The sequence below is a fragment of the Shewanella sp. SR43-8 genome (assembly GCF_014163775.1).
GTDB lineage: Bacteria > Pseudomonadota > Gammaproteobacteria > Enterobacterales > Shewanellaceae > Shewanella > Shewanella vesiculosa.
This window is the reverse complement of record NZ_JACJDX010000007.1, coordinates 192,860-215,621: the sequence shown is the minus strand read 5'-3', so window position 1 is coordinate 215,621 and position 22,762 is coordinate 192,860. Positions and strand designations below refer to the sequence as shown.

At 38.6% G+C, this 22,762-nt stretch carries 19 protein-coding genes, 1 tRNA gene and 1 pseudogene; 11 read left to right on the top strand and 10 right to left on the bottom strand.

Going from position 1 to position 22,762, the window contains the following annotated elements:
• The first annotated feature begins 75 nt into the window (after positions 1 to 75).
• The 7 genes and pseudogenes from H5114_RS10965 to ttcA all read left to right on the top strand — a co-directional run bounded on the left by H5114_RS10965 (position 76) and on the right by ttcA (position 7,119).
• The gene (locus H5114_RS10965; protein ID WP_124014871.1) at positions 76 to 555 is read left to right on the top strand and encodes a FixH family protein; all 480 of its coding nucleotides are present in this window, start codon (positions 76 to 78) and stop codon (positions 553 to 555) included.
• A gap of 56 nt (positions 556 to 611) precedes the next feature.
• Entirely contained in the window at positions 612 to 3,005 is a 2,394-nt protein-coding gene (locus H5114_RS10960) for a heavy metal translocating P-type ATPase metal-binding domain-containing protein (protein ID WP_182722922.1), read from the top strand.
• Positions 3,002 to 3,151 (top strand): annotated as a pseudogene (gene ccoS, locus H5114_RS20725) (cbb3-type cytochrome oxidase assembly protein CcoS); the annotation flags it as partial. The gene H5114_RS10960 and the pseudogene ccoS, both read left to right, overlap by 4 nt.
• 128 nt (positions 3,152 to 3,279) lie before the next feature.
• Positions 3,280 to 3,969: a sulfite exporter TauE/SafE family protein gene (locus H5114_RS10950; RefSeq protein ID WP_182697356.1), complete on the top strand. Its 690-nt coding sequence runs from the start codon at positions 3,280 to 3,282 to the stop codon at positions 3,967 to 3,969.
• 337 nt (positions 3,970 to 4,306) lie between these two features.
• Positions 4,307 to 5,056 (top strand): electron transport transcriptional regulator EtrA, encoded by a 750-nt coding sequence (gene etrA, locus H5114_RS10945; RefSeq protein ID WP_124014868.1) that lies wholly within the window; start codon positions 4,307 to 4,309, stop codon positions 5,054 to 5,056.
• 98 nt (positions 5,057 to 5,154) lie between these two features.
• Positions 5,155 to 6,084 carry a universal stress protein UspE gene (gene uspE / locus H5114_RS10940; protein ID WP_182722921.1) on the top strand — a complete coding sequence of 310 codons (930 nt, stop codon included), beginning with the start codon at positions 5,155 to 5,157 and terminating at the stop codon, positions 6,082 to 6,084.
• 90 nt (positions 6,085 to 6,174) lie between these two features.
• On the top strand, positions 6,175 to 7,119 hold the full coding sequence (gene ttcA / locus H5114_RS10935; RefSeq protein ID WP_124014866.1) for a tRNA 2-thiocytidine(32) synthetase TtcA: 945 nt from the start codon (positions 6,175 to 6,177) through the stop codon (positions 7,117 to 7,119).
• Positions 7,120 to 7,180: 61 nt separating this feature from the next.
• Here the strand turns inward: ttcA and H5114_RS10930 are convergent, their stop codons facing one another.
• Positions 7,181 to 7,828 (bottom strand): DUF2987 domain-containing protein, encoded by a 648-nt coding sequence (locus H5114_RS10930; RefSeq protein ID WP_124014865.1) that lies wholly within the window; start codon positions 7,826 to 7,828, stop codon positions 7,181 to 7,183.
• Positions 7,821 to 8,639, bottom strand: coding sequence for a glucosaminidase domain-containing protein (locus tag H5114_RS10925; protein WP_182697354.1), 819 nt, complete (start codon positions 8,637 to 8,639; stop codon positions 7,821 to 7,823). The genes H5114_RS10930 and H5114_RS10925 overlap by 8 nt, the downstream gene beginning before the upstream one ends.
• Before the next feature lie 268 nt (positions 8,640 to 8,907).
• Between H5114_RS10925 and yvcK the strand changes: the two genes are divergently transcribed.
• Positions 8,908 to 9,843: a uridine diphosphate-N-acetylglucosamine-binding protein YvcK gene (yvcK, locus tag H5114_RS10920; RefSeq protein ID WP_124014863.1), complete on the top strand. Its 936-nt coding sequence runs from the start codon at positions 8,908 to 8,910 to the stop codon at positions 9,841 to 9,843.
• A gap of 109 nt (positions 9,844 to 9,952) precedes the next feature.
• Here yvcK and H5114_RS10915 read toward each other — a convergent pair whose 3' ends face one another.
• The 5 genes from H5114_RS10915 to thrS all read right to left on the bottom strand — a co-directional run bounded on the left by H5114_RS10915 (position 9,953) and on the right by thrS (position 14,714).
• Positions 9,953 to 11,146, bottom strand: coding sequence for an amino acid aminotransferase (locus tag H5114_RS10915; RefSeq protein WP_182697353.1), 1,194 nt, complete (start codon positions 11,144 to 11,146; stop codon positions 9,953 to 9,955).
• A 444-nt stretch (positions 11,147 to 11,590) separates the two neighbouring features.
• A complete protein-coding gene (gene rplT, locus H5114_RS10910) occupies positions 11,591 to 11,947 on the bottom strand; it encodes a 50S ribosomal protein L20 (RefSeq protein ID WP_025823422.1) in 357 nt (118 codons plus the stop codon).
• Between the two features lie 15 nt (positions 11,948 to 11,962).
• On the bottom strand, positions 11,963 to 12,157 hold the full coding sequence (rpmI, locus tag H5114_RS10905; protein ID WP_011496149.1) for a 50S ribosomal protein L35: 195 nt from the start codon (positions 12,155 to 12,157) through the stop codon (positions 11,963 to 11,965).
• A gap of 82 nt (positions 12,158 to 12,239) precedes the next feature.
• Complete coding sequence (gene infC, locus H5114_RS10900) at positions 12,240 to 12,782, bottom strand: translation initiation factor IF-3 (protein ID WP_124014861.1); 543 nt, start codon at positions 12,780 to 12,782, stop codon at positions 12,240 to 12,242.
• A 3-nt stretch (positions 12,783 to 12,785) separates the two neighbouring features.
• Positions 12,786 to 14,714 carry a threonine--tRNA ligase gene (gene thrS / locus H5114_RS10895; protein WP_124014860.1) on the bottom strand — a complete coding sequence of 643 codons (1,929 nt, stop codon included), beginning with the start codon at positions 14,712 to 14,714 and terminating at the stop codon, positions 12,786 to 12,788.
• Positions 14,715 to 15,211: 497 nt separating this feature from the next.
• On the opposite strand from thrS, the gene H5114_RS10890 reads away from it, so the two are divergent.
• On the top strand, positions 15,212 to 15,412 hold the full coding sequence (locus tag H5114_RS10890) for a CPXCG motif-containing cysteine-rich protein (RefSeq protein WP_124014859.1): 201 nt from the start codon (positions 15,212 to 15,214) through the stop codon (positions 15,410 to 15,412).
• Between the two features lie 48 nt (positions 15,413 to 15,460).
• Here H5114_RS10890 and H5114_RS10885 read toward each other — a convergent pair whose 3' ends face one another.
• Positions 15,461 to 16,075 (bottom strand): riboflavin synthase subunit alpha, encoded by a 615-nt coding sequence (locus H5114_RS10885; protein ID WP_124014858.1) that lies wholly within the window; start codon positions 16,073 to 16,075, stop codon positions 15,461 to 15,463.
• A gap of 29 nt (positions 16,076 to 16,104) precedes the next feature.
• Here H5114_RS10885 and H5114_RS10880 point away from each other — a divergent pair, with 29 nt between their 5' ends.
• Positions 16,105 to 17,466, top strand: a complete 1,362-nt coding sequence (locus tag H5114_RS10880) for an MATE family efflux transporter (RefSeq protein WP_124014857.1) — start codon at positions 16,105 to 16,107, stop codon at positions 17,464 to 17,466.
• Positions 17,467 to 17,643: 177 nt separating this feature from the next.
• Positions 17,644 to 17,720: transfer RNA gene (locus H5114_RS10875), tRNA-Val, on the top strand.
• Between the two features lie 472 nt (positions 17,721 to 18,192).
• Here H5114_RS10875 and H5114_RS10870 read toward each other — a convergent pair.
• Positions 18,193 to 19,740, bottom strand: coding sequence for a PAS domain-containing methyl-accepting chemotaxis protein (locus H5114_RS10870; protein ID WP_182722920.1), 1,548 nt, complete (start codon positions 19,738 to 19,740; stop codon positions 18,193 to 18,195).
• A 51-nt stretch (positions 19,741 to 19,791) separates the two neighbouring features.
• Positions 19,792 to 22,158, bottom strand: coding sequence for an EAL domain-containing protein (locus H5114_RS10865; protein ID WP_182722919.1), 2,367 nt, complete (start codon positions 22,156 to 22,158; stop codon positions 19,792 to 19,794).
• Positions 22,159 to 22,762: the final 604 nt, after the last annotated feature.

The window sequence follows — 22,762 nt, the reverse complement described above, 5'->3', positions numbered from 1 at the left end:
TTTTTTTTAAGTGATTATTAAGCCATTACGGGGTAAAATGTCCCCCGAATTATTACCACTATTTTAGGATGTATTATGTCGGATCAACTCCCTTGGTATAAGCAATTTTGGCCTTGGTTTTTAATCATCTTGCCTTTGTGTGCCGTTATTGCCAGTTTAACGACCTTAAAGATTGCTTTAGATAATTCTGACTCATTGGTAGCAGAAGATTACTATAAGCAAGGTAAAGCGATAAACATGGATTTGCGCAAAATAAAATATGCTCAACAAATTGGCATGAAATTTTTAGTCACGGTTGCAGATCAAGAATTAAAAATTACCCAACAAGGTGGTCCGGAATATCGTGCAGCGCTGAATGTGCAGTTTTACCATCCGACAATAGAAGCCAAAGACTTCAGTTTAAATGCTACTGCTGACGCAAATTACGTGTATCACATCCCATTAGATTCTGCGATAACAGGGCCTTGGGAAGTACGCATTGAAGGATTTGATGCCAAATGGCGTATCCAGCAACGAATTGATATTAAAGATGATGTTGAATATTGGCTCAATTAATAACACATTGACTGCGTATCTGATTAAAAATTATTAAATGAAGTTGGTATAGCCACATGACATCTTGCTTTCACTGCAATGAGCCAGTTCTTACGGGAGATCAGTTTACTACGATAATAAATGGGCAAGCACAGCCTATGTGCTGCCCAGGTTGCCAAGCCGTATCGCAGGCCATAATGGATGCAGGCCTGAGCAGTTATTATCAATTTCGCAGTGAACCTGGAAATCGTCAGACGGCACTGGTGCCAGAACAGTTGTCGCAATACAGTGCCTACGATCTACCGGAAGTGCAGCAAGATTTTGTCCATAAACAAGGTGCTATTGATTCAACCTCTTTGTCTATCGACGGTATTACCTGTGCTGCTTGTGCCTGGTTAATTGAACATAAACTCAAACCGGTTGCGGGTATCACTAATGTGCTGGTTAATTCCACCACACAACGGGCGTTAGTCAGCTGGGACAGTGAACGTATTCAACTCAGTGAAATTTTACAAATTATCAGTAAAATTGGTTATCAAGCTGCACCCTACCAAGTTGATGATCAAGAAAAACAATCTAAAGCAGACAGTCGTAAATTCTTACTTCGCTTAGGGCTTGCAGGTTTTGCGACCATGCAAGTGATGATGTTTGCCCTCGCCTTATACACCGGATACTTTACTGATCTGGATGTTCAATTTCGTGACTACTTTCGCTGGGTAAGTTTAATTTTTGCAGCGCCTGTAGTGCTTTACTCAGCTCAACCCTTTTATTTTAGTGCTCTTCGTAGTTTATTAAGTGGCAAACTTAATATGGATGTGTCTGTTTCAATTGCAATTTTAGGTGCTTATATCGCCAGTTGTATTGCGACTATGCAAGGCAATGGCGAAGTGTATTTTGAATCAGTATCCATGTTTACCTTCTTTTTATTATTAGGTCGTTACTTTGAACAAGCTGCAAGGCAAAAAGCTTCTGTTAGTTCGAGTAATTTGCACAAACTGGTGCCGCTGACAGCGCATTTATGTCATGAAGGTGAGATCACTGAGATTGCCGCTAAACAATTGACCATTGGCGATATTATTTTAGTCAAACCAGGCGAAGTGATTGCCGCTGATGCCGAAGTGGTAACCGGACAATCAAGCGTCAATGAGGCTATGCTTACCGGTGAACAAATGCCGATCAGTAAACGCGTTTTAGATAAAGTCTATGCCGGCACCATCAATATCGAGCAACCTATTGAAGTGCGAGTGACAGCCCTTGGGCAAGATCAACTAGTTGCAGAGATCATTCGTTTACAAGAACTTGCATCAAATAATAAACCTACCATTGCTTTAATTGCCGACCGTTTAGCGCGATACTTTTCCGGTACGGTTTTATCCATAGCGGCAATAACATATGTCGTCTGGTCGTTCGTATCTCCAGAAGACGCTTTTTGGATTACATTATCCGTGTTGGTCGCAACCTGCCCATGTGCCCTCGCCCTTGCCACGCCAACTGCCGTTACTTGCGCAACCGCTATTTTCACTAAGTTAGGTGTGATCCCACGAAAACCAGGTATTTTTGAAAAACTGACCAAAATTAATCATGTGGTGTTTGATAAAACTGGCACGCTTACCTGTGGCCAATTATCAATTGGTGATGTACAAACCTTTGCTGGATATTCATCAGCGCAAGTACTGTCTATTGCAGCGGCCATTGAACAAGGATCTCTCCACCCGATTGCATTAGCGTTTAGCCCTTTTTATGATAATCAACATCAAGTAGACACAGTTGAACATCATATTGGTTTAGGCATTCAAGCCAGTATGAACCAACAGCAAGTGTCTATTGGAACGGCACAATTTGTTAGCCCAGATATGTTACCGATATCGGTAAAAGCCACTCAAAGTCAGTGGATTTACCTTTCTATTGATAACGAGCTAATTGCCAAAATAGAAATGCTTGATAAGTTACGTGTTGATAGCCTCGCGACAGTTAATGCGCTAAAAGCTGCCAATATAAAATTGAGTATTGCCAGTGGTGATAATTCCGGACATGTTGAGTTTTTAGCACATAAAATTGGTATTTCAGATGTGCATTCAGGTTTATCGCCTCAAGATAAGTTAGGCTTAGTGAATCGCTTACAGCAAGATGCTAATGTAGCCATGTTTGGCGACGGTATTAATGATGCGCCAGTACTTGCCGGTGCAAATTTGTCAGTAGCGATGGGAAGCGGAAGTGCAATTGCCAAAAACAGTGCGGACTTAATTTTACTCGGCGATCACCTATCACGTTTTAATGATGCTATTTATGTCGCTAAGCAAACCCAGCGCATCATTCATCAAAATCTTTTATGGGCTTTCGCTTATAACATTATTATTTTGCCATTAGCGGTTACCGGACATGTTGCTCCGTATATTGCCGCTATTGGTATGTCTGTTAGCTCATTGATAGTGGTGAGTAACAGTTTACGCCTTCTTAGGATCAAATTATGAGTATCATTTACGTATTAATACCTATTGCGATGTTGTTTGTATTAATTGCAGTTTCAATTTTCTTTTGGGCGGTAAAGTCTGAACAATTTGATGATCTTGATAGACAAAGCGTGTCGATTTTATTTGATGAAGACAGTACCAACAATAAAGGTAACGTCAGTGTAACCAGTGATATCGATAAGCAACCATCAAACAGTGATACTCATATCGCTGCTGTAAAAAATAAGCCAGAACCCATGGCCTCAGACACTGCACATAAACCAGAGTAAAGCTTGTGATTGAATATAATCTTGGTGGTGCATTTATTGTTGGCTTAATGGGGGCTGCACATTGTTTTGGCATGTGTGGCGGATTAATTGGTGCTTTTTCAGCCAACATTCCCACTAATGGCCAAAGTCGCCTAGGCAATCAACTGACGTTTCTTTTTAGCTATAATCTTGGGCGTATTTTTAGTTATACCATCGCGGGGGCCATTGTCGGTGGCAGTGTGTCAGCCTTAGGTCATTTATTTGATGCTGATAGCTATCTAATATTCCTGAGAATTTTTGCTGGAGTCATGATGATATTGACTGGGCTTTATATTGCTCAGATATGGTTCGGCATTGTGCATATTGAGAAAGTGGGTAAATTGTTGTGGCAATATATACAACCGCTAACCCGTAAATTTATACCGATAACTCACCCGCTACAGGCTGTTATGGCGGGTATGGTTTGGGGCTGGTTACCCTGTGGACTGGTGTACAGCACACTCACTTGGTCTGTTGCATCAGGTAGCGCATTACAAGGCGCCTTGATCATGTTGGCGTTCGGTTTAGGCACTTTACCTGCTTTATTTGCTGCGGGTTTAGCGGCGAAAACCTTGGCGCAATGGGTACAAAAGCGTGCAGTGAGATTATTCAGTGGTGGCTTATTAGTGGTATTTGGTTTGCAAACACTTTACATCGCTTTTCAACAACTCATATAGTTCGGTCACTGTTATTTTATGATATTGTAACAGCCAATAACAAAACCACTTTAGCTGATATGCATTAGCAAAGGCTGAATTTAATTGTTATTTAAATCAATTGCTTGACGTGTGATTTGTACATTTAGTTACTGTGAAAATAAGATAATATAACAAGCATTAATGCGTAGATTGTTGTCAGTGAACTCGCAATTAATACACATTTTCATAACGTATTGAGAGCTAACATGGTGTGATAAATAGACTTCTGTTTACTAATATTACTCTATATCGTCGGAGTACCTTATTAGTTCAGAATGGTATAACATATAATTGTCTTCATAAATTGAGAATGGGTATGTCTTCAGATTTGATAAAAGCTCGTCCATCCACAACTGGTTGCGCCATTCATTGCCATGACTGCAGCATGGAAGCCTTGTGTATTCCTTTTACGTTAAGCAATGATGAGCTTGATAAACTAGATAACATTATTGAACGTAAAAAACCCATTCAAAAAGGTGACCTTATCTTCAAGTCTGGTGACACACTTAAGTCACTGTATGCTATTCGTTCTGGTACGATTAAAAGCTATACCATTACAGAACAAGGCGACGAACAAATTACCGGATTCCATCTTGCCGGTGATGTGATTGGTTTTGATGGTATTCATGCCCTACGACATCAAAGCTTTGCGCAAGCATTAGAAACGTCAATGGTTTGCGAAATTCCTTACGATACCCTAGATCAGTTATCAGGCACTATGCCTAAACTACGTCAGCAAATCATGCGATTAATGAGTAATGAAATTATGAGTGATCAAGAAATGATCCTCCTACTTTCTAAGAAAAATGCCGAAGAACGTTTAGCCGCATTTATTAATAATCTTGCGAATCGTTTTGGTAATCGTGGTTTCTCTCCCCATGAATTTCGTCTCACTATGACTCGAGGTGATATTGGCAACTATTTGGGATTAACGGTAGAAACGATTAGCCGTTTATTAGGCCGATTCCAGAAATCAGGATTAATTGAAGTTAAAGGCAAATACATTTCGATTGTGGATCATGCAGCATTAAGTACTCTTGCCGGAAATGCGCGGATTGCCACTTAAATTAAATTTGTATGATCTATCTCATAGTTTATTCATTAGGAAACGGTAATACTATCAACAAATAAACAAGTAAAAAACTCAACAGCTTTGGAGGTTATATGAAGGATTATAAGAAGATATTAGTGGTGATTAATCCTACAACGGATCATCAACCCGCATTGGCACGTGCTGTTGAATTAGCGACAAGAAGTCAGGCAGATATTACTGCATTTTTATCTATTTTTGACTTCTCTTACGAGATGACCTCAATCTTATCTAGCCAAGAACGTGAAGCGATGCGTCAAGGTGTAATTGATCAACGTGTTGCTTGGTTAGAAAATGCGATTAGTGGTTTTAGTCAGTCTAATATCAAGATTAATACTGAAGTTGTTTGGCATAATCGTCCCTTTGAGAGCGTGATTAATCATGCAATGAAAGGTCAGTATGATTTGATTGTTAAAAGCACCCATGAACACGATAAATTAAAAGCTGTCATTTTTACTCCGACAGATTGGCATTTAATGCGTAAATCTCCAGTGCCTGTGCTGCTGGTTAAAGAACACGACTGGCCAGTTGAAGGCAAAATTGTCTGTGCCGTTAATGTGGTGAGTGAAGATGAAGATCATCAAACCCTAAACGGTAAAATTATTAACCATGCGCTTGATTTAGCTAAAAAGTTCTCTGCTAGTGTGCATCTGGTTAATGGTTATCCTGGTACGCCAGTTAACTTAGCCATTGAGTTGCCCGATTTTGATGCAAATGTGTATAACAACACTGTGCGTATGCAGCATGAACAAAGAGTACAATATTTAGCTCAAGCTTATAATATTCCTCTTGAAAATTGCCATGTAGAAGAAGGTTTACCAGAAGATGTTATTCCTGAAATGGCAGCAAAGTTAGATGCAGAGTTAGTGGTATTAGGTACTGTTGGTCGCACTGGTTTTTCAGCGGCATTAATTGGTAACACTGCAGAGCATGTTATCGACAGCATAAATTGCGACTTGTTAGCGATCAAACCCGATGGTTATAAATCACCTTTACAAGATTAGTGTTCATTAGAATGGGTTAACTACTTTACCCTGACCTAGAATACTGGAATAATACGCGCCCTGAAACACTTGGTTACTGGGCGCATTTTTATGTCTGAAGTTGAAGTAGATACAATCGTTAAAAAAAATATTACTCGTATGAATAAACTGCAAAAGCGTCTGCGACATAACGTTGGTTCTGCCATTGCAGATTATAATATGATCGAAGATGGTGATCGGGTCATGTGTTGTCTTTCTGGCGGCAAAGACAGCTACACCATGTTAGATATTTTATTAAATCTTCAACAACGTGCCCCAATTAAATTTGAAATTGTGGTGGTTAATCTAGACCAAAAACAACCTGGCTTTCCGGAACACGTTTTACCAGCTTACTTAGATGAGATAGGCGTTGCTTATCACATTCTCGAAAAAGATACTTACTCTATCGTTAAAGAAAAAATCCCTGAAGGCAAAACCACGTGTTCTCTTTGCTCTCGTTTGCGTCGTGGTACTCTTTATGGCTTTGCTCAACATATTGGTGCAACAAAAATTGCATTAGGTCATCATCGTGACGATATTATCGAAACATTATTTTTAAATATGTTTTTTGCTGGCAAACAAAAAGCCATGCCACCGAAGCTCTTGTCTGATGACGGTGCCAATATCGTCATCCGTCCTTTGGCTTATTGTCGTGAAAAAGATATTCAAGAGTATTCGACACTGAAATCGTTTCCTATCATTCCTTGTAACTTGTGTGGTTCGCAAGAGAATTTAAAGCGTGGTGCCGTTAAAGACATGCTACAAATGTGGGACAAACAACATCCGGGTCGTCTTGAAACTATCTTTACTGCAATGCAAAACACCTCGCCATCGCAAGGTGTAGATCGTGAACAGTTTGATTTTGTATCACTAAAACGTAATCCAGATGTAGTTAACACTGGCGATGTAGCGGATGCAGACTTACCAGCGTTTGATTTTGTCGATATCAGTAATAATGGTCATATTAATTTAGACATCAGCAATCGAATCGATGTAGTGGCAACATTTAAACCCTAGTAAACATGTTAACGCTCGCGATTTAAATGAAAGGCGTTGATGAACATCAACGCCTTTATTATTACTGGGTCACCAGAGGGCTGATAATGCTAGGCTTTTGAGTAAATGAAATCTGTTTTAGCTGATTTATTTGTTCAACTGTTAAGGTATATTTTTCCTTAGCAATCGTTTCCACATCATCGATAACGACTTTCACTGTCTGGTTTTGCATATCTGTAAACTCAAACGATAATCCATTAATCGGTTTACGGAAATACTTCATCGGGAAACCTTGTAAACCATCAAGCAGCTTATTCATATCCTCTGTTAAGGCTAACAGTTCAGTTTGAGTGAAACCTTGCTTGGTTTCTTTCGCTCTAACTTGCATGGCAATCGCACACTGTTTAGCCTCTCCAGCCACCTTAATATTGACTAACCCTCTATCAGACTTTAACTGTGGATCATAAGGAATAAATAATCGCTGTTGTTTGCTATACGTTAATGGATATTGGTCATTCTCGGTAGTAATACTGCCTGACACTATGGTGCAATCTGGGGTGATTGGAACGCTAAATGCTAACTCAACTAATGGATAGTTTTGCTTATTGACTTGCTTTAATCGGTCATAAAAACCTTTGTATTCTAAAGACACGGTTTCAGCGCTACTGCTGTTGATTAAAAAAATAGACGATATAAAAATAAATCCGTTAATTAACGTACGATTACGCATTCGCGTTATTCCCTTGTAGATATTGTTTATTATGTTTTAGCATTTCGAGTAATTCATCAATGTACTCATCTTTTCGTTCTGAATAATTAATTAAGCCATAGACTAACTTTTCAGCCGTAGGTTTAACTTTCTGCGCACGTAAATCAGCACGAATAGACCGAAATACGCGATATGCTGGATGGGTATTTAAATTAATCATGTAGGCAATAATAGAATCCTTGGGCGAATCAAAAACTGCAACTTCATGAGTTTTGCCATCGGTTCTTGCTAATGGAACTAAACCACAACCTTCAGTGAAACACCATTGACCAAAAAAGTTAAACCCTTCGATAGCAAACCGGGAACTGCCCCACCCGCTCTCATTAGCTGCTTGTATTAGCACCATATCAATAGGAATAATATCGATGCGCTTTAACAATGGCGTCAAGGTATTACGAGTAAATGATTTCACGTCATATTGGTATTTGTTTAAAAGTGATGTAAGCCTATTATTATCCGCTTCACTTAATCCTAAACCATTATCAATTTGCTCAATAACAGCCAATAAAAATTGACGTTCGTGAATAATAATTTGATTTTGAGCTTCTATAGCAGGACGAAAATAATTAAAGAAAGTTTGTTTTTTAGTAGGAATATCATTTATTTCAGCAAACTTAGGTACTTTACCAAGGTCAATGTTACTTAGCTGCTGTGCTGCTGAGTCTACCGAGATCTGTGTCTGACTAGGGATAATCCATAGCCTAATTGCTAACAGTGCTAAAACGGCTAAGCCTAACGCAAATGTCACTTGACCTATAGTGCCTATTTTCAACAGTACCTGCCTTATCAAAATGCATTTTCAATTTATAAATATAATTAATTATAACCTTAAAGGTCGATAGGATACAGTAAAGCACTTTTGTGATTAGCGTGATCCAAATCTGAAAATGACATTTGTGATTGTCTCAGATAGCAAAACCTAAAAATAATTACACTTTAATGACCATATACAGTTAAAATTAATCGACAGTGACAACGGGGCAGTGTTTCATTAACTGCGTATCGTTTTATTCAACAACTCAAGGACTTGAGCTAAAATTATGTTGAATCAACAACTCAATAATTATCATCATGTTGTCGCCATTGGTGGCGGACATGGATTAGGCCGTATTCTAGCTGCATTATCTTTTTTAGGCCCAAGATTAACCGGCATTGTTGCCACCACTGATAATGGCGGTTCTACCGGACGACTTAGACAGGATCAGCAAACTATCGCCTGGGGCGATTTACGTAATTGTCTTTCACACCTTGCATCACGGCCTTCGTTAGGTTCGATGTTGTTTGATCATCGCTTCACCGGCGACAATGAACTTTCTGGCCATAACTTAGGTAATCTGGTGTTACATGCACTCGATCAGCTTTGCGTAAGACCTCTTGAAGCTGTTAATTTAATTCGAGGTTTACTTAAAATTGAAACCCAAATTATCCCTATGTCTGAAGCCTCGACTCACCTTGTTGCGCTGTCCCATTGTGGTAACAAAGTATTTGGAGAACTCAACGTTGATGGCATGAGTGAGGCACCGATTGCTTTATCATTAGAGCCCGAAGTAGAAGCCACTTTTGAAGCATGTAGCGCTCTAGCAAAAGCGGATTTAATTATTATTGGTCCAGGCAGTTTTTTAACCAGTATACTTCCACCTTTATTACTGCCACAAATTGCCAAGAGCATTCGTGACTCGAACGCACATGTGATGTTAATTGATAACTTAACCGCGGAGTACTCACCTGCAAGTACTTTTAGTATTGAAGATAAAATTGCTTGGTTCAATCAGGTAATAGGTAAAAAAGTCATTGCTGATGTTATTCAGCATGGTAAAGAAATTGATCTTTATCACTCAAATATCGACGGTGTTCGTTTTAATTGTTTCCCATTAGTCAGTCAACATCATCCTGGGCTTCATGATAAATTGGCATTAGCGGCAGCGATTGGCCAAGTTTGCGACTTACACCATAAACCTGTTGACTGCATAGCCTAAGTTCAAGTGGCCTTTGTTGCTGAGTTTGACTGACCTTGTCATGTCACTATAAAAAGGCATAAAAAAGGGCTACTTAAAGTAGCCCTTTTTGTGTCTCATGCATTCAATGCTAGATAACTTGTGCAATCGCCTTACATACTGCAGCCATATTATTTTTTGTTAAGCCTGCGACGCTAATACGACCAGAACCGACAATATAGATAGCAAACTCGTCTTTTAAACGAGCCACTTGGCTTTTGTTTAAACCAGAAAAACTAAACATACCATTTTGGCGCGAGATAAAACTGAAATCTTGTTGTACGCCTTCAGATTTTAAACTCTCAACAAACAAAGTGCGCATTTCGGCAATACGTTCACGCATCAGAGTTAATTCGGCTTGCCATTCTTGACGCAGTGCAGCATCAGATAAAATGGTGCTAACGATTAAGCCACCGTGTGCCGGAGGATTAGAATAATTTGCGCGAATGGTTTTTTTAATTTGGCTAAAACTTGTCACTGCATCTTGTTGAGTTTCTGCAACTATAGTTACCGCGCCTACACGCTCATTGTATAAACCAAAGTTTTTAGAAAACGAATTAGCAATTAATAACTCTGGTACCACAGCGGCAACGGCACGCAAACCTTGAGCATCTTCTTCAATACCTGCACCAAAACCTTGGTAAGCAAAATCAAATAACGGCAATAATGATTTTTCTAAACAAATATTAGCGACTTGTTGCCACTGCTCCAACGATAAATCGATACCGGTTGGGTTATGACAGCAACCATGGAGTAATACTACGTCACCAACATTTGCAGTGGATAAATCGGCTAACATCGCATCGAAATCCATATCGTGGCTTTCAGCTTTATAGTAACGATATTCTTTAACCGTTAATCCAGCTGTTTCGAAAATATTTTGATGATTGGCCCAAGTAGGATTACTGACCCAAATGGTGGTTGATCCAGTATTTCGAACTAAAAATTCTGATGCTACTCGTAACGAACCTGTTCCACCTGGGGCTTGAGCTGTAACCGCACGTTTATCAGTAATAATAGTGCTTTGAGGTCCAAACAATAATTCTTGAACGACCTGATTATAGGCTTGCACACCTTCAATACCCAGGTAGTTTTTTGTCTTTTCGGTTTCAAGTAAAATGGCTTCAGCTTTTTTTACAGAAGATAGAATCGGCGTTTGCCCTGCTTCGTCTTTATAAATACCTACCCCTAAATTAACTTTGTGAGGCCGAGTATCAGCTTTGAAAGCATCTGTTAAGCCTAAAATTGGGTCTGCTGGAGCAAGCGTGACTTTAGAAAAGATCATTACTACTATCCTAAGTGAAGTGGATGGACAAAATTTATTTAGTTATACCACTGTATGCAAGCGCTGAGTAGTGAGACTTTTAATAGTTGCGACAAATTTGATAATAAATTACATATTCATCAAATTTAAGCCCATTTATTATCATTATTATCAACATTAAGGTTTAGTAAAACTGAATATAATCAGCCTAACTAGACACTTGTTATAGGTACGTCTTTAAAAATCACTCACAGGCCAGTATTTAATGCCTCACTTAACTGATTAATAAAAAGCCCAGTATTGCGATTAATTAATATCAATGGCTACATTTATATAAGCGTGAGATACCAAGGTAAAATACACATAAATGTGATTTGGGTGAGTGATTATTGCAGATATTAAAATTGTTACAGGCATAAAAAAAGGAACCCGAAGGTTCCTCTTTTTAAGCGACAAACTAATTACTTAGTTTAACGCTTCTTTTGCTTTTTCAACTAAAGTTGCAAAAACAACTTTGTCGAAAACAGCGATGTCAGCCAAAATCTTACGATCGATTTCAATAGACGCCTTTTTCAAGCCGTTAATGAAACGGCTGTAAGACAGACCATTTTGACGAGACGCTGCATTAATACGTGCAATCCATAACTGACGGAATTGACGTTTTTTCTGACGACGGTCACGGTAAGCATATTGACCAGCTTTAGTAACTGCTTGAACAGCAACACGGTAAGTACGGCTACGAGCGCCATAATAACCTTTAGCTAGTTTAAGTACTTTCTTGTGACGAGCACGTGCGGTTACACCACGCTTAACTCTTGGCATTTTCTATCTCCTAAATTAAGCGTATGGTAGTTGACGCGCGATTGCTGGAACGTCAGATTTAGCAACTAAACATTTAGCACGTAAGTGACGCTTACGCTTAGTGCTTTTCTTGGTCAAAATGTGACGTAAGTGTGCTTGCTTGCGCTTGAAACCATTAGCGGTTTTCTTAAAACGCTTCGCTACACCCTTGTCTGTTTTCATTTTAGGCATTTCTAAAACTCCGCATTGGGACGTTAATAAACGTAAGGCGAGCAAAAGCCTCAAGAGACTTTTGCTACTTTAGGTTGCCCTACTATTTCTTTTTAGGTGCTAGCACCATAATTGCTTGACGGCCTTCCATTTTCGGGAAAGATTCGACAACCGCATATATTTCCAAATCAGCCTTAATACGGTTCAAAAGATCCATACCTAGGTTTTGGTGTGCCATTTCGCGACCACGGAAACGCAGCGTAATTTTCGCTTTGTCACCATCTTCCAGAAAACGAATCAGGTTGCGTAGTTTTACCTGATAGTCGTTTTCATCAGTGCCAGGACGGAATTTAATTTCCTTAACCTGGACCTGTTTTTGCTTCTTTTTTTGTTCTTTTTGAGCTTTCGCTTTATCAAAAAGGAACTTACCGTAGTCCATTATACGACAGACAGGAGGCTCAGCATTGGGACTGATCTCTACTAGATCAACTCCGGCTTCATCTGCAACGATCTGAGCTTCTTTTATAGTTAATATACCAATTGGCTCACCATCTAAACCTGATAAACGGACTTCAGGTACACCAGTGATTTCATCATTGATTCTATTAGGGGCTGGCTGTCGCCCTGCTGTTCTTTTGATCTTTATGACCTATTCCTCCAACAATTTGAGACTACGGAGCGAAATCTGTTGACGTATCATCGCGGCGAAATCTTCTAGTTTTAACTTGCCTATATCGATACCGTCACGTGTACGCACCGCTACTTCCTTATTTTCCATTTCTTGATCACCAACGACCAATAAATAAGGCACACGTCTAAGTGTGTGTTCGCGTATTTTAAAGCCTATTTTCTCATTCCTCAAGTCAAAAGATGCTCGAATACCCTGTTCTTTAAAGAATTTAACGATTTCTTCAACATAATCAGCTTGTTTGTCGGTAATATTCATTACAACAACTTGCATTGGAGCAAGCCATGTTGGGAATTTGCCGGCGTATTCTTCTATCAATATACCTATGAAACGTTCTAAAGAGCCTAAAATAGCACGATGGATCATTACTGGCGTTTGGCGACTGTTGTCTTCTGCGACATAAGTAGCACCTAAACGAGTCGGTAATGCATAATCGAGTTGTACTGTACCACATTGCCATGCACGATCTAAACAGTCATGCAAAGTAAATTCGATTTTCGGGCCATAAAATGCACCTTCGCCCGGTAATATTTCATATTTAATATTATTATTGGCAAGCGCTTGCTTTAAAGCATCTTCTGCTCGGTCCCACATATCGTCATCGCCAATCCGTTTTTCAGGACGCGTAGACAATTTAACCACGATATTTTCAAAACCAAATGTCGCGTATGTGTCATATACCATTTGAATACATGCACTAACTTCTGCTTGAACTTGGTCGTCAGTACAGAAAACATGTGCATCATCTTGTGTAAAGCCGCGTACGCGCATTAAACCATGAAGAGAACCCGATGGCTCATTACGATGACAACAACCAAACTCAGCCATACGTAACGGTAAGTCACGATAAGATTTTAACCCTTGGTTAAAAATCTGCACATGACCAGGACAGTTCATTGGCTTGATTGCGTATTCACGGTTTTCACTGTTAGTGGTGAACATGGCTTCGGCGTATTTATCCCAGTGGCCAGAACGTTCCCATAACACTCGATCCATCATAAGTGGACCTTTCACTTCTTGATAAGTGTATTGGCCTAACTTTTGACGAATGAACTTCTCGAGTTCTAAAAATATGCTCCAACCATCGTTATGCCAAAACACCATTCCTGGCGCTTCTTCTTGCATATGGTACAAATCTAATTGTTTACCAATTTTACGGTGATCGCGCTTAGCCGCTTCTTCTAGACGGACTAAATGTGTTTTGAGCGCTTTTTTGTCTGCCCATGCTGTACCGTATATACGTTGCAACATTTTATTGTCAGAATTACCACGCCAATATGCACCTGCCACGCTCATTAACTTAAAGTTTTGGCAAAAACGCATGTTTGGTACATGAGGGCCACGACACATGTCGATGTATTCTTCATGGTGATAAAGCGCTGGTGTTGCATCTTTACTGATGTTGTCATCAAGAATCGCAATTTTGTACTCTTCACCGCGAGCGGTAAATGCATCACGAGCTTCTTGCCAAGAGACAACGTTTTTGACCACATCGTAGTTAGTTTTTGCAAGACTAAGCATGCGTTTTTCTAAGGCTTCAATGTCTTCATGGGTCAGTTTATGGTCTAAATCGATATCGTAATAAAACCCGTTGTCGATTGTGGGACCAATCGCCATTTTAGTTTCAGGCCACATTTGTTTGATCGCGTGACCAAGTAAATGCGCACAAGAATGGCGAAGGATTTCAACACCTTCTTCGTCTTTAGCCGTAATAATAGCTAATTCAGAATCTGCAGTAATTAAGTCAGTTGCATCTTTCAGTTCACCGTTAACGCGGCCAGCAATACACGCTTTTGCTAAACCAGGGCCGATGTCTAATGCAACATCAAGAGTCGAGACAGGCGTAGCAAACTCACGTTGGCTACCATCAGGCAGTGTAATAATAGGCATTAAATTTCCTTTTCCAGTGGTGACCCACACGTAGGGCCACATGGTAATTAAGTATGTTCTATTTGAACGAGAAACACGTTAATGAAATCAAGACAGTACAGGAGTCTTAGTTACCCAAAAACGTAATCGTTTATTTTATGCGATAAGCGCTTTAGCACGCAACCACACAATAGTGATTTAGTGATAAAATTCAGGTTTTATGCTGGAAAATAAGGTTAATACAAGCTATTGCAGGGTTAATCAAAAAAACCATTTTTAAGATTATTGACGGATATCACCAAGCATAAGAAAAATAATAGTCTATAGCCGCTTTAATGAATGATATAAATTCACTACACAACCAGTTGAAATAAAATACTTTATACATAAAATTGTAAGCTTAACTTTATTTTAAATGAATTAATTTTTAACCATGAGAATCATTCTTATGGATGATCCAAATGTTGAAATGCTCACTATACTTATTAAAACGAGTTAGTCAGTGAGGAGTACTCGCTATGAGATTACTTTCGCGTGTCATCAGTTGCCCCCACTGCGGGCATCATCAACATGTTGCTTTAGATACCAGTTCTGGTGATCAAGAATATTACGATAATTGCCGTATGTGCTGCAATCCGATATATATTCGGATGCATCTTGATGATAATCGTAAAATGATAGAACTTCATATCGACGCTGACGATGAACAAATTTACTGATCGATGATGGCTTGCATAAAATGAAGCAAGCCATATCGTTTTAACAGCTTATGCAAGTTGCTTTTTTGCGAGCACTCTTTCGACCGTATCAACGATCACTTGAGTTTGGCTGTCAATTTCGATATTGATTGTGTCACCAACACCGTATTGATTTAGATTGGTTAGTTTTAACGTTTCAGGAATTAAGTGCAAAACAAACCCACTGTCATTGACCTTTCCTACGGTTAAACTACAACCATTAATTCCCACAAAACCTTTATAGAAAATGTAGTTCATCCACTGCGGATCAACTTGGAGCTCTATATTATAATGTTCAGCGGTATTGCTAACCGCTTTAACTGTCGCCAAAGTATGCACATGACCAGATAGTATATGTCCACCTATTTCGGTGCCAAACGTCAACGAACGTTCTATATTCACTGAGTCACCAACCTGGGTATTGCCTAAGTTAGTCACGGCTAATGTTTCTTCCATTACATCAAAAAAAACCTTATCATTTAGTATCTTGGTTACCGTAAGGCAAACACCATTATTGGCTACGCTAGCACCTGTCACTAATCCTTGTGTTAACGCTGGTGTCATAGCGACTTCAAAGGTTTTAAGGCCGGTCGCATTGTTAATTGATACCACTTCACAAGTGGCTTGAACTATACCAGTAAACATAATTCTCTCGTTCCGTTATAGGTTTTTTAATGAATAATACAGGGTTTCAAATATCACGCTTAATCAAATTGGCGCTGCCAGTGCTGATAGCACAAGTTACACAAACCATGATGGGCTTTATTGATACTGTCATGGCTGGTCGCGTCAGTGCCGTCGATATGGCTGCTGTTGCGGTAGGAACCAGTCTTTGGTTACCGGCAATCTTATTCGTTCAAGGTTTATTAATGTCTTTTACGCCTGTCTTTTCTCAACATCATGGGGCGAATAATCAGCAAGCCATTCCCAAAATACTGTTTCAGGCAGGATATATTGCCATAATTGGCGGTATTGGTGTGATGTTCTTTCTTGCATCTTCTACTTATTTACTCGATTTAATGCATTTAGAACCTAAACTGCATGAATTAACGGTTGGATATATAGATGCTATTTTATGGGGCGCTATGCCGTTTGTCTTGTATCAAGTGCTTCGTGGTTGCAGTGAGGGGATCTCTTATACAATGCCAACCATGGTTATCGGGTTTATTGGATTAGCCGTCAATATACCGGCCAATTATGTGTTTATCTATGGCGGTTTTGGTATTCCTGCAATGGGTGGTGCCGGTTGTGGCGTCGCTACCGCACTGGTGTTTTGGGCAATGCTAGCGGCGATGATTATTTATATGTTGGTTGATAAAACCTTTAAAGAACTTAAACCGTTTCAACAGTTTTATCGTCCGCACTTGGCGAGCATGTGGTCGATGATTAAACTGGGAATGCCAATTGCCTTGGCATTATTTTTTGAAGTGAGTCTATTTGCCGTGATCGCGTTATTTCTTGCCCCATTAGGCGCTAATGTTGTTGCAAGCCACCAAATCGCGCTTAATTTCTCTTCAATCATATTTATGCTGCCACTATCTATTGGTATTGCGGTCTCCATTCGTATTGGTTACTACCTTGGCCGTGGACAACCTGAAATATCGGCTCTTGTGGCCAAAGTAGGATTAGGTTTGTCTTTATCATTAGCCGTGTTAACCGCCCTACTGACAGTGATGTTTAGGCATGAAATAGCCTTGTTATACAATGACAATCCTGAAGTGGTTGCTTTAGCGGGTAGCCTAATGATGTTAGCTGCATTTTATCAAATCTCAGACTCAATCCAAGTTGTCGCAGCTGGTGCACTCAGAGGTTATAAAGATACTCGAAGTGCATTTTACATTACCTTGTTTTCCTATTGGTGTGTTGGTATGACTACCGGATATGTATTGGGCTATACCGATATGATTCGACCATCAATGGGGGCTCATGGATTTTGGATTGGATTAATTGCAGGATTAACATCAGCAGCAATTCTGTTTGCAATTAGGTTAAAGTACATTCAAAAGAAAGGCTTGGTATTTAGCCAAATAGGGTAATAACTGTAAATTATCAACGTTAAGCATGTAATTTTGCTTAACGTTGAAGCAAGTTGCACAGCAAATCACCATTTAGGCATAAATATGTTTTTTTTGCTTGCAAGCAGTAGGCTATCCAACTTACTATAGCGGCCGCTTTGAAGCGAAATGTTTTGAAGTGATACTGTAGTAAACAATACACCCGTAGCTCAGTTGGTTAGAGCACTACCTTGACATGGTAGGGGTCGGTGGTTCGAGTCCACTCGGGTGTACCATTTCTTGCTTTATCTCCTCGTTTTAAAAGACTTTTTCAAGTCAGTCATATTACTAGAATTAACCAACCCTTTACCAAATCTGATTAACCTTGTGACAATTTGTATTTTTTGATCTGCAGATTTATAGGGTTTCCTTGCATTATAAATTGGTAATTAGCAGTATGTAGATATAAAAAAGGCACAAATCACTAACGAGCTAAATATGTTTGTACAAGGTGTTTTGAAAACAACCTTTAATACTATCCTCATCTCCCCCAGCTTTGATTCTTAGGCCGTTAGTTAATCCTGTTCAGCCAAAAAACAGTCAAATTATTTGTCTTGTATGCTAATGGACATTCAATAACGTTGATACTCATGAGTCTATACACTTAGAACCCCGATTGTTGACTAAGATGATTTATCTACAGTCAAAAATCGGTCTAAGCAAGCATGAGCGACTACAAGTAAACTCATCTATGAAATTCTCAAGCGTTCAATCTTTAAACTGGATAATAAGATTATATTGGTCGCTTAACCTGATAAGCAGCTCTTTACTCATGGATACAGATTTAATGCTTTGTTGCTCACTATGCTTTGCCATATCACTAATGGCGACAACGCTTCGACTTATTTGTTCAGAAACGACCGATTGCTCTTCTATTGCTGTTGAAATTTGTGCATTTAAACCAGCTATTGCCGAAACTACATTGGTAATATTTTCGAAGGAATCACCAGTTGCATTAGCTAAAGCAACACATTTTTCCGATTGTTCATTACTTGAATTCATTGCTTTAATGGCTAGAATGGACTCCCCCCTTAACTCACCTAAAAGTTGACCAATCTCATTGGTTGATTGTTGAGAACGCATTGCTAGCGCCCTAACTTCATCGGCTACAACCGCAAATCCTCTTCCTTGTTCTCCCGCTCTTGCCGCTTCAATAGCCGCATTTAGTGCTAGTAAATTAGTCTGATCAGCAATACTGCTAATTTCACTAAGAACAGCTTCAATTGATTTAGTACCTTTAACTAAAAGATCTATTGAATGGTCTACATTACTAAGTTGCTTTGATAACTCCTCAATAGTGGCAACCGTTTGAGTAACAATTTCTTGCCCTTTATTACTGCTATTTAAACCTTGCTGGGAAGATTGCGCAGCTCTACTTACAATACGAGCGACTTCTTGTATTGTTGAAGACATTTGATTAACCGCTGTCGCAACTTGATTGGTTTCACTCGTTTGTCTATTTAAGATGTTTTTAACGTCTTCGCCGCAATAAGAGGAGTCTTGCGCCAAGGCTGTCACTTTTTCTGAATCATCAGATACTCGACCAACTACCGCACTCAATTCTGCTTTACGCATTTTTAAAGCTAATTCTATGATGCCGGTTGCATCGTTATTACCTGAATATATGAAGCTCATTAGAGGATTATCAAACACAGCTTTTGCCGTTTTAACCACGCGAGAATATTTAGTCCTCCATGAGGAAAAAATAATTATTCCACAGAGTGATACAGCTAAATTTGGTAAAGTAAACCACAATGAACTGTTTGCAAAAAATAAGGAACTTAAGGATAGCGCCATAAGAATGATGAATATAATTTGCACCCATAATGTTGAGTCTTTACTGAAGCTAATTTGCTTAAAGGGTTTACCCGCTGCAATTTTTCCGTATACAGAATCTGCTCTATGTTTTACATCACTGTCTAAATAAGTACGCACAGATTCATATTCAAACGTTTTACCCGTTTTGTCCTTTATTGGTGTTACAAAAGCATTTACCCAGTAGTAATCACCATTTTCACATTTATTTTTAACGGGTCCCATCCAGGAATTTCCAGCTTGAATATAACTCCACATGTCTTTGAATGCCGCCTTAGGCATATCGGGGTGCCTGACCATGTTATGTGGCTTACCCATCATTTCATCTAAAGAAAACCCAGAGATATCACAAAAACTTTTGTTGGCGTACTTTATGTAACTGTTCAAATCTGTTGTAGAAAGGAGAATTTCGCTAGACGAAAAAGTTTGTTCTTTACTCATGTAAGTTACTCATTAGTTAGCTTGTGTGAAATGTTTACTGTGGCAATACTTTCAGGCGTCTTTTACAAGCAGTGAAATAATATTTTCAGATGTGAGTGGCTTACTAAAGTAGTAGCCTTGACCATAATCACAGTTAATATTGAGGAGATGTTTGATTTGTTCCTCGAGTTCAATTCCTTCAGCCGTTACCATTAGATTTAAAGAACTCCCCAGCGATACAATGGTATTAACCAAAACCACTTTGATTTCATTGAAGTTATTATTATTGATCCCGCTAACGAAAGACTTGTCGACTTTTATGGATGTAATAGGATAATTAGCTAAATACTGTAGTGATGAATAACACGTGCCAAAGTCATCTAACGCTATACCAACGCCTATTTTCCTTAAATTCGCTAATGCTTGATCTAACATTAGTGAGGGCTCAATCAGTGTTTGTTCAGTAAGCTCTATCTCTAAACAACGTCCATCTAATTGATACGTTTCTAAAAGTTTTTCAATGGAACGTGAGAATGTCGGATCTTTCATCTGGTAAGGAGATATGTTTACCGCAACATGAAGCTCTTTTCCTGTTAAATCCTGCCAGTGCTTGATTGCTTCAAGGGATGTTTTTAACACAAAATCGCCGACCTTATATATAAGGTTTTTTTTCTCGAGAATAGGAATGTAATCTTCTGGAACTAAATGACTGAAGCGAAAATTGTTCCATCGCAGCAATGCTTCAAAACCAATTATATTTTGAGATTTGATTTCGAATTTTGGTTGATAAACAAGATAAAATTCATTATTTTCATAAGCTTGCTGCAAAGCTATTTCTAATGCGTAGTATTCAGCTGTCTGAATAAACATCGCATCCTCAAAATACGAATAAGAGCTTTTACCCAAACTTTTTTTCGCATCATACATAGCGAGATCAGCATTGCGAATTAATTGATCACAATTACGCCCACAGTCTGGATAAATGCTTATGCCAATACTCGCGCCAATTTGTACACTCTTTCCGTCGATAGGCTCAATGCATTCAATTGCGAGTAATATTTTTTCAACTATATTGGTCAGTGACTCACTATGAATAATGTCAGGTATGATAACCAGGTACTCATCGCCACCAAGTCGACCAATTGTATCTTCGACTCGTAATAAGTCTCTAAGTACATTGGCAATACAAATAAGTAACTTATCGCCGAATTCATGACCGTGGAGGTCATTGGCCTTTTTGAAATGATCTAAGTCGATAAACAACACACCAAATTTATTATTACTTAGATTTGCCCGACTAATAGCTTGGTCCAGTCTATCGTTTATTAGTTTCCTATTTGGTAAGTTGGTCAGTAAATCATAATTAGCTTGATGTATTAACTTCGCTTCATTTTGTTTCTTCTCTGATATATCCCGAATAACGGTAATAGCCACTTTGCGATTATTCAGCTCTGCTAGATTCAAACTTATCTCAACTGGAAATTCTTTTTCCTGCTTATTTAGTGCATATAATGTCTTTCCGAGCCCCATCATTCTCGCGCTCGAATGGTTGAAAAAAAGTGCTATTTTCTCGTGATGATTAACAAACCTTTTCGGCATGAGTGTAGCAATGTTTAATTTTACAAATTCACTTTTTGAGTAACCAAAAAGGTCTTCTGCACTCTTATTCACTTGAGAGATAACTCCGTCTCTATCGGAAATTATCATTGCATCAGGAGATGATTCTAAAAGCTTGTTTGACCATGCAAGTTGGCTCGATACTGCTTGTTTTTCATTTGTTATATACCTCTGAAATGTATAAAAAACTATTAACAAACATGATGCCAGTAAGACTAAAATGAGTAATTCAATACGTAAATATTCTAATGAACCGTTATAAGACGTTTGTGTAATATTGTTAGCTTTACTTTCAGCCGTATTTGTCAAAAATTCTAACTGCTTATTAATTTTTTTTATGTTTTGCGTATTTTGTTGTAGCTGGTTAAGTAATAAACTCTTTTCTTCATTAAGTCTAATTCTAGCAATAATTTGTTCTCTGACAGAGAGCCAATCTAAGTAAACCCGTTTAACCGTATCTACCCTACTTTTATCTCCAACAAATTCTTTACCCAGTAGATCAAATGCTCGATTAACTTGATTATCATAATGGTCATTTTGACTAGCTATATTTTCCAGACCGTGCTTGTTAGGAATGTATATTAAATCAACTAGTGACAGTTGACTTAAAAGCGTATGTTTCCTTATGTCACTAACTGCTTGTGCAACGCGACTATAATTATTGAATGACTTATTTAAGGTGATTACACTCTTTGTGTACAATAAAAATATAGAAAACGTACAAGCAAGTGCTAAGATCAAAAAAACGACTATATATTTCATATTTCTTTTTTTTGCTAAGACACATTCAGAGCTTTTTTCACTTTTAATTTTATAAGCCATTGAAATAACCTCATTAAATTTAATGTTTACAATCAGTACATTGAAAAACTGATCGAAGACTTTAAAAATAAGCTCAATCTTTGCTGCTGTTTTATATTATTTACAGCCACCTATAACTGTTAAAAAATATTCATTCACCAGTGTAACTTTGCCGCGCAATTATTTAGCTATAAGATAATATTCTTTATTACTAGCTGCCATTATTGCTGTAGAACTTATTTTAAGCGGCTAGGCCTGGCGAAAAGTCTTACTCTTAACTTAAAGATGCGTCGTCACTTCGCACATGATATTTGCATATGTAAACAACCATATAGCTGATCATCTCATCATTGCCTGCCGGTTCATACCGTAGATCACCATAACGTTGTAACAACTAATTCATATCCATTCTGCTCCTTTTTGAAAACGCGGAAAGACCCAATTTTCAATGGCTTGATGAACTAATTTAGTGACTAAACTTATAAAGAAAACACACAACCCCTTATCATTGGCATTGCATTTTTTTAGAGTAGTTATGTTAGTAACTTATCTATAACAATACACTCAAAAAAACATCCAAACTATTATTTTTAAGGGATAAAATTCATATTGCGATTTTTGTATG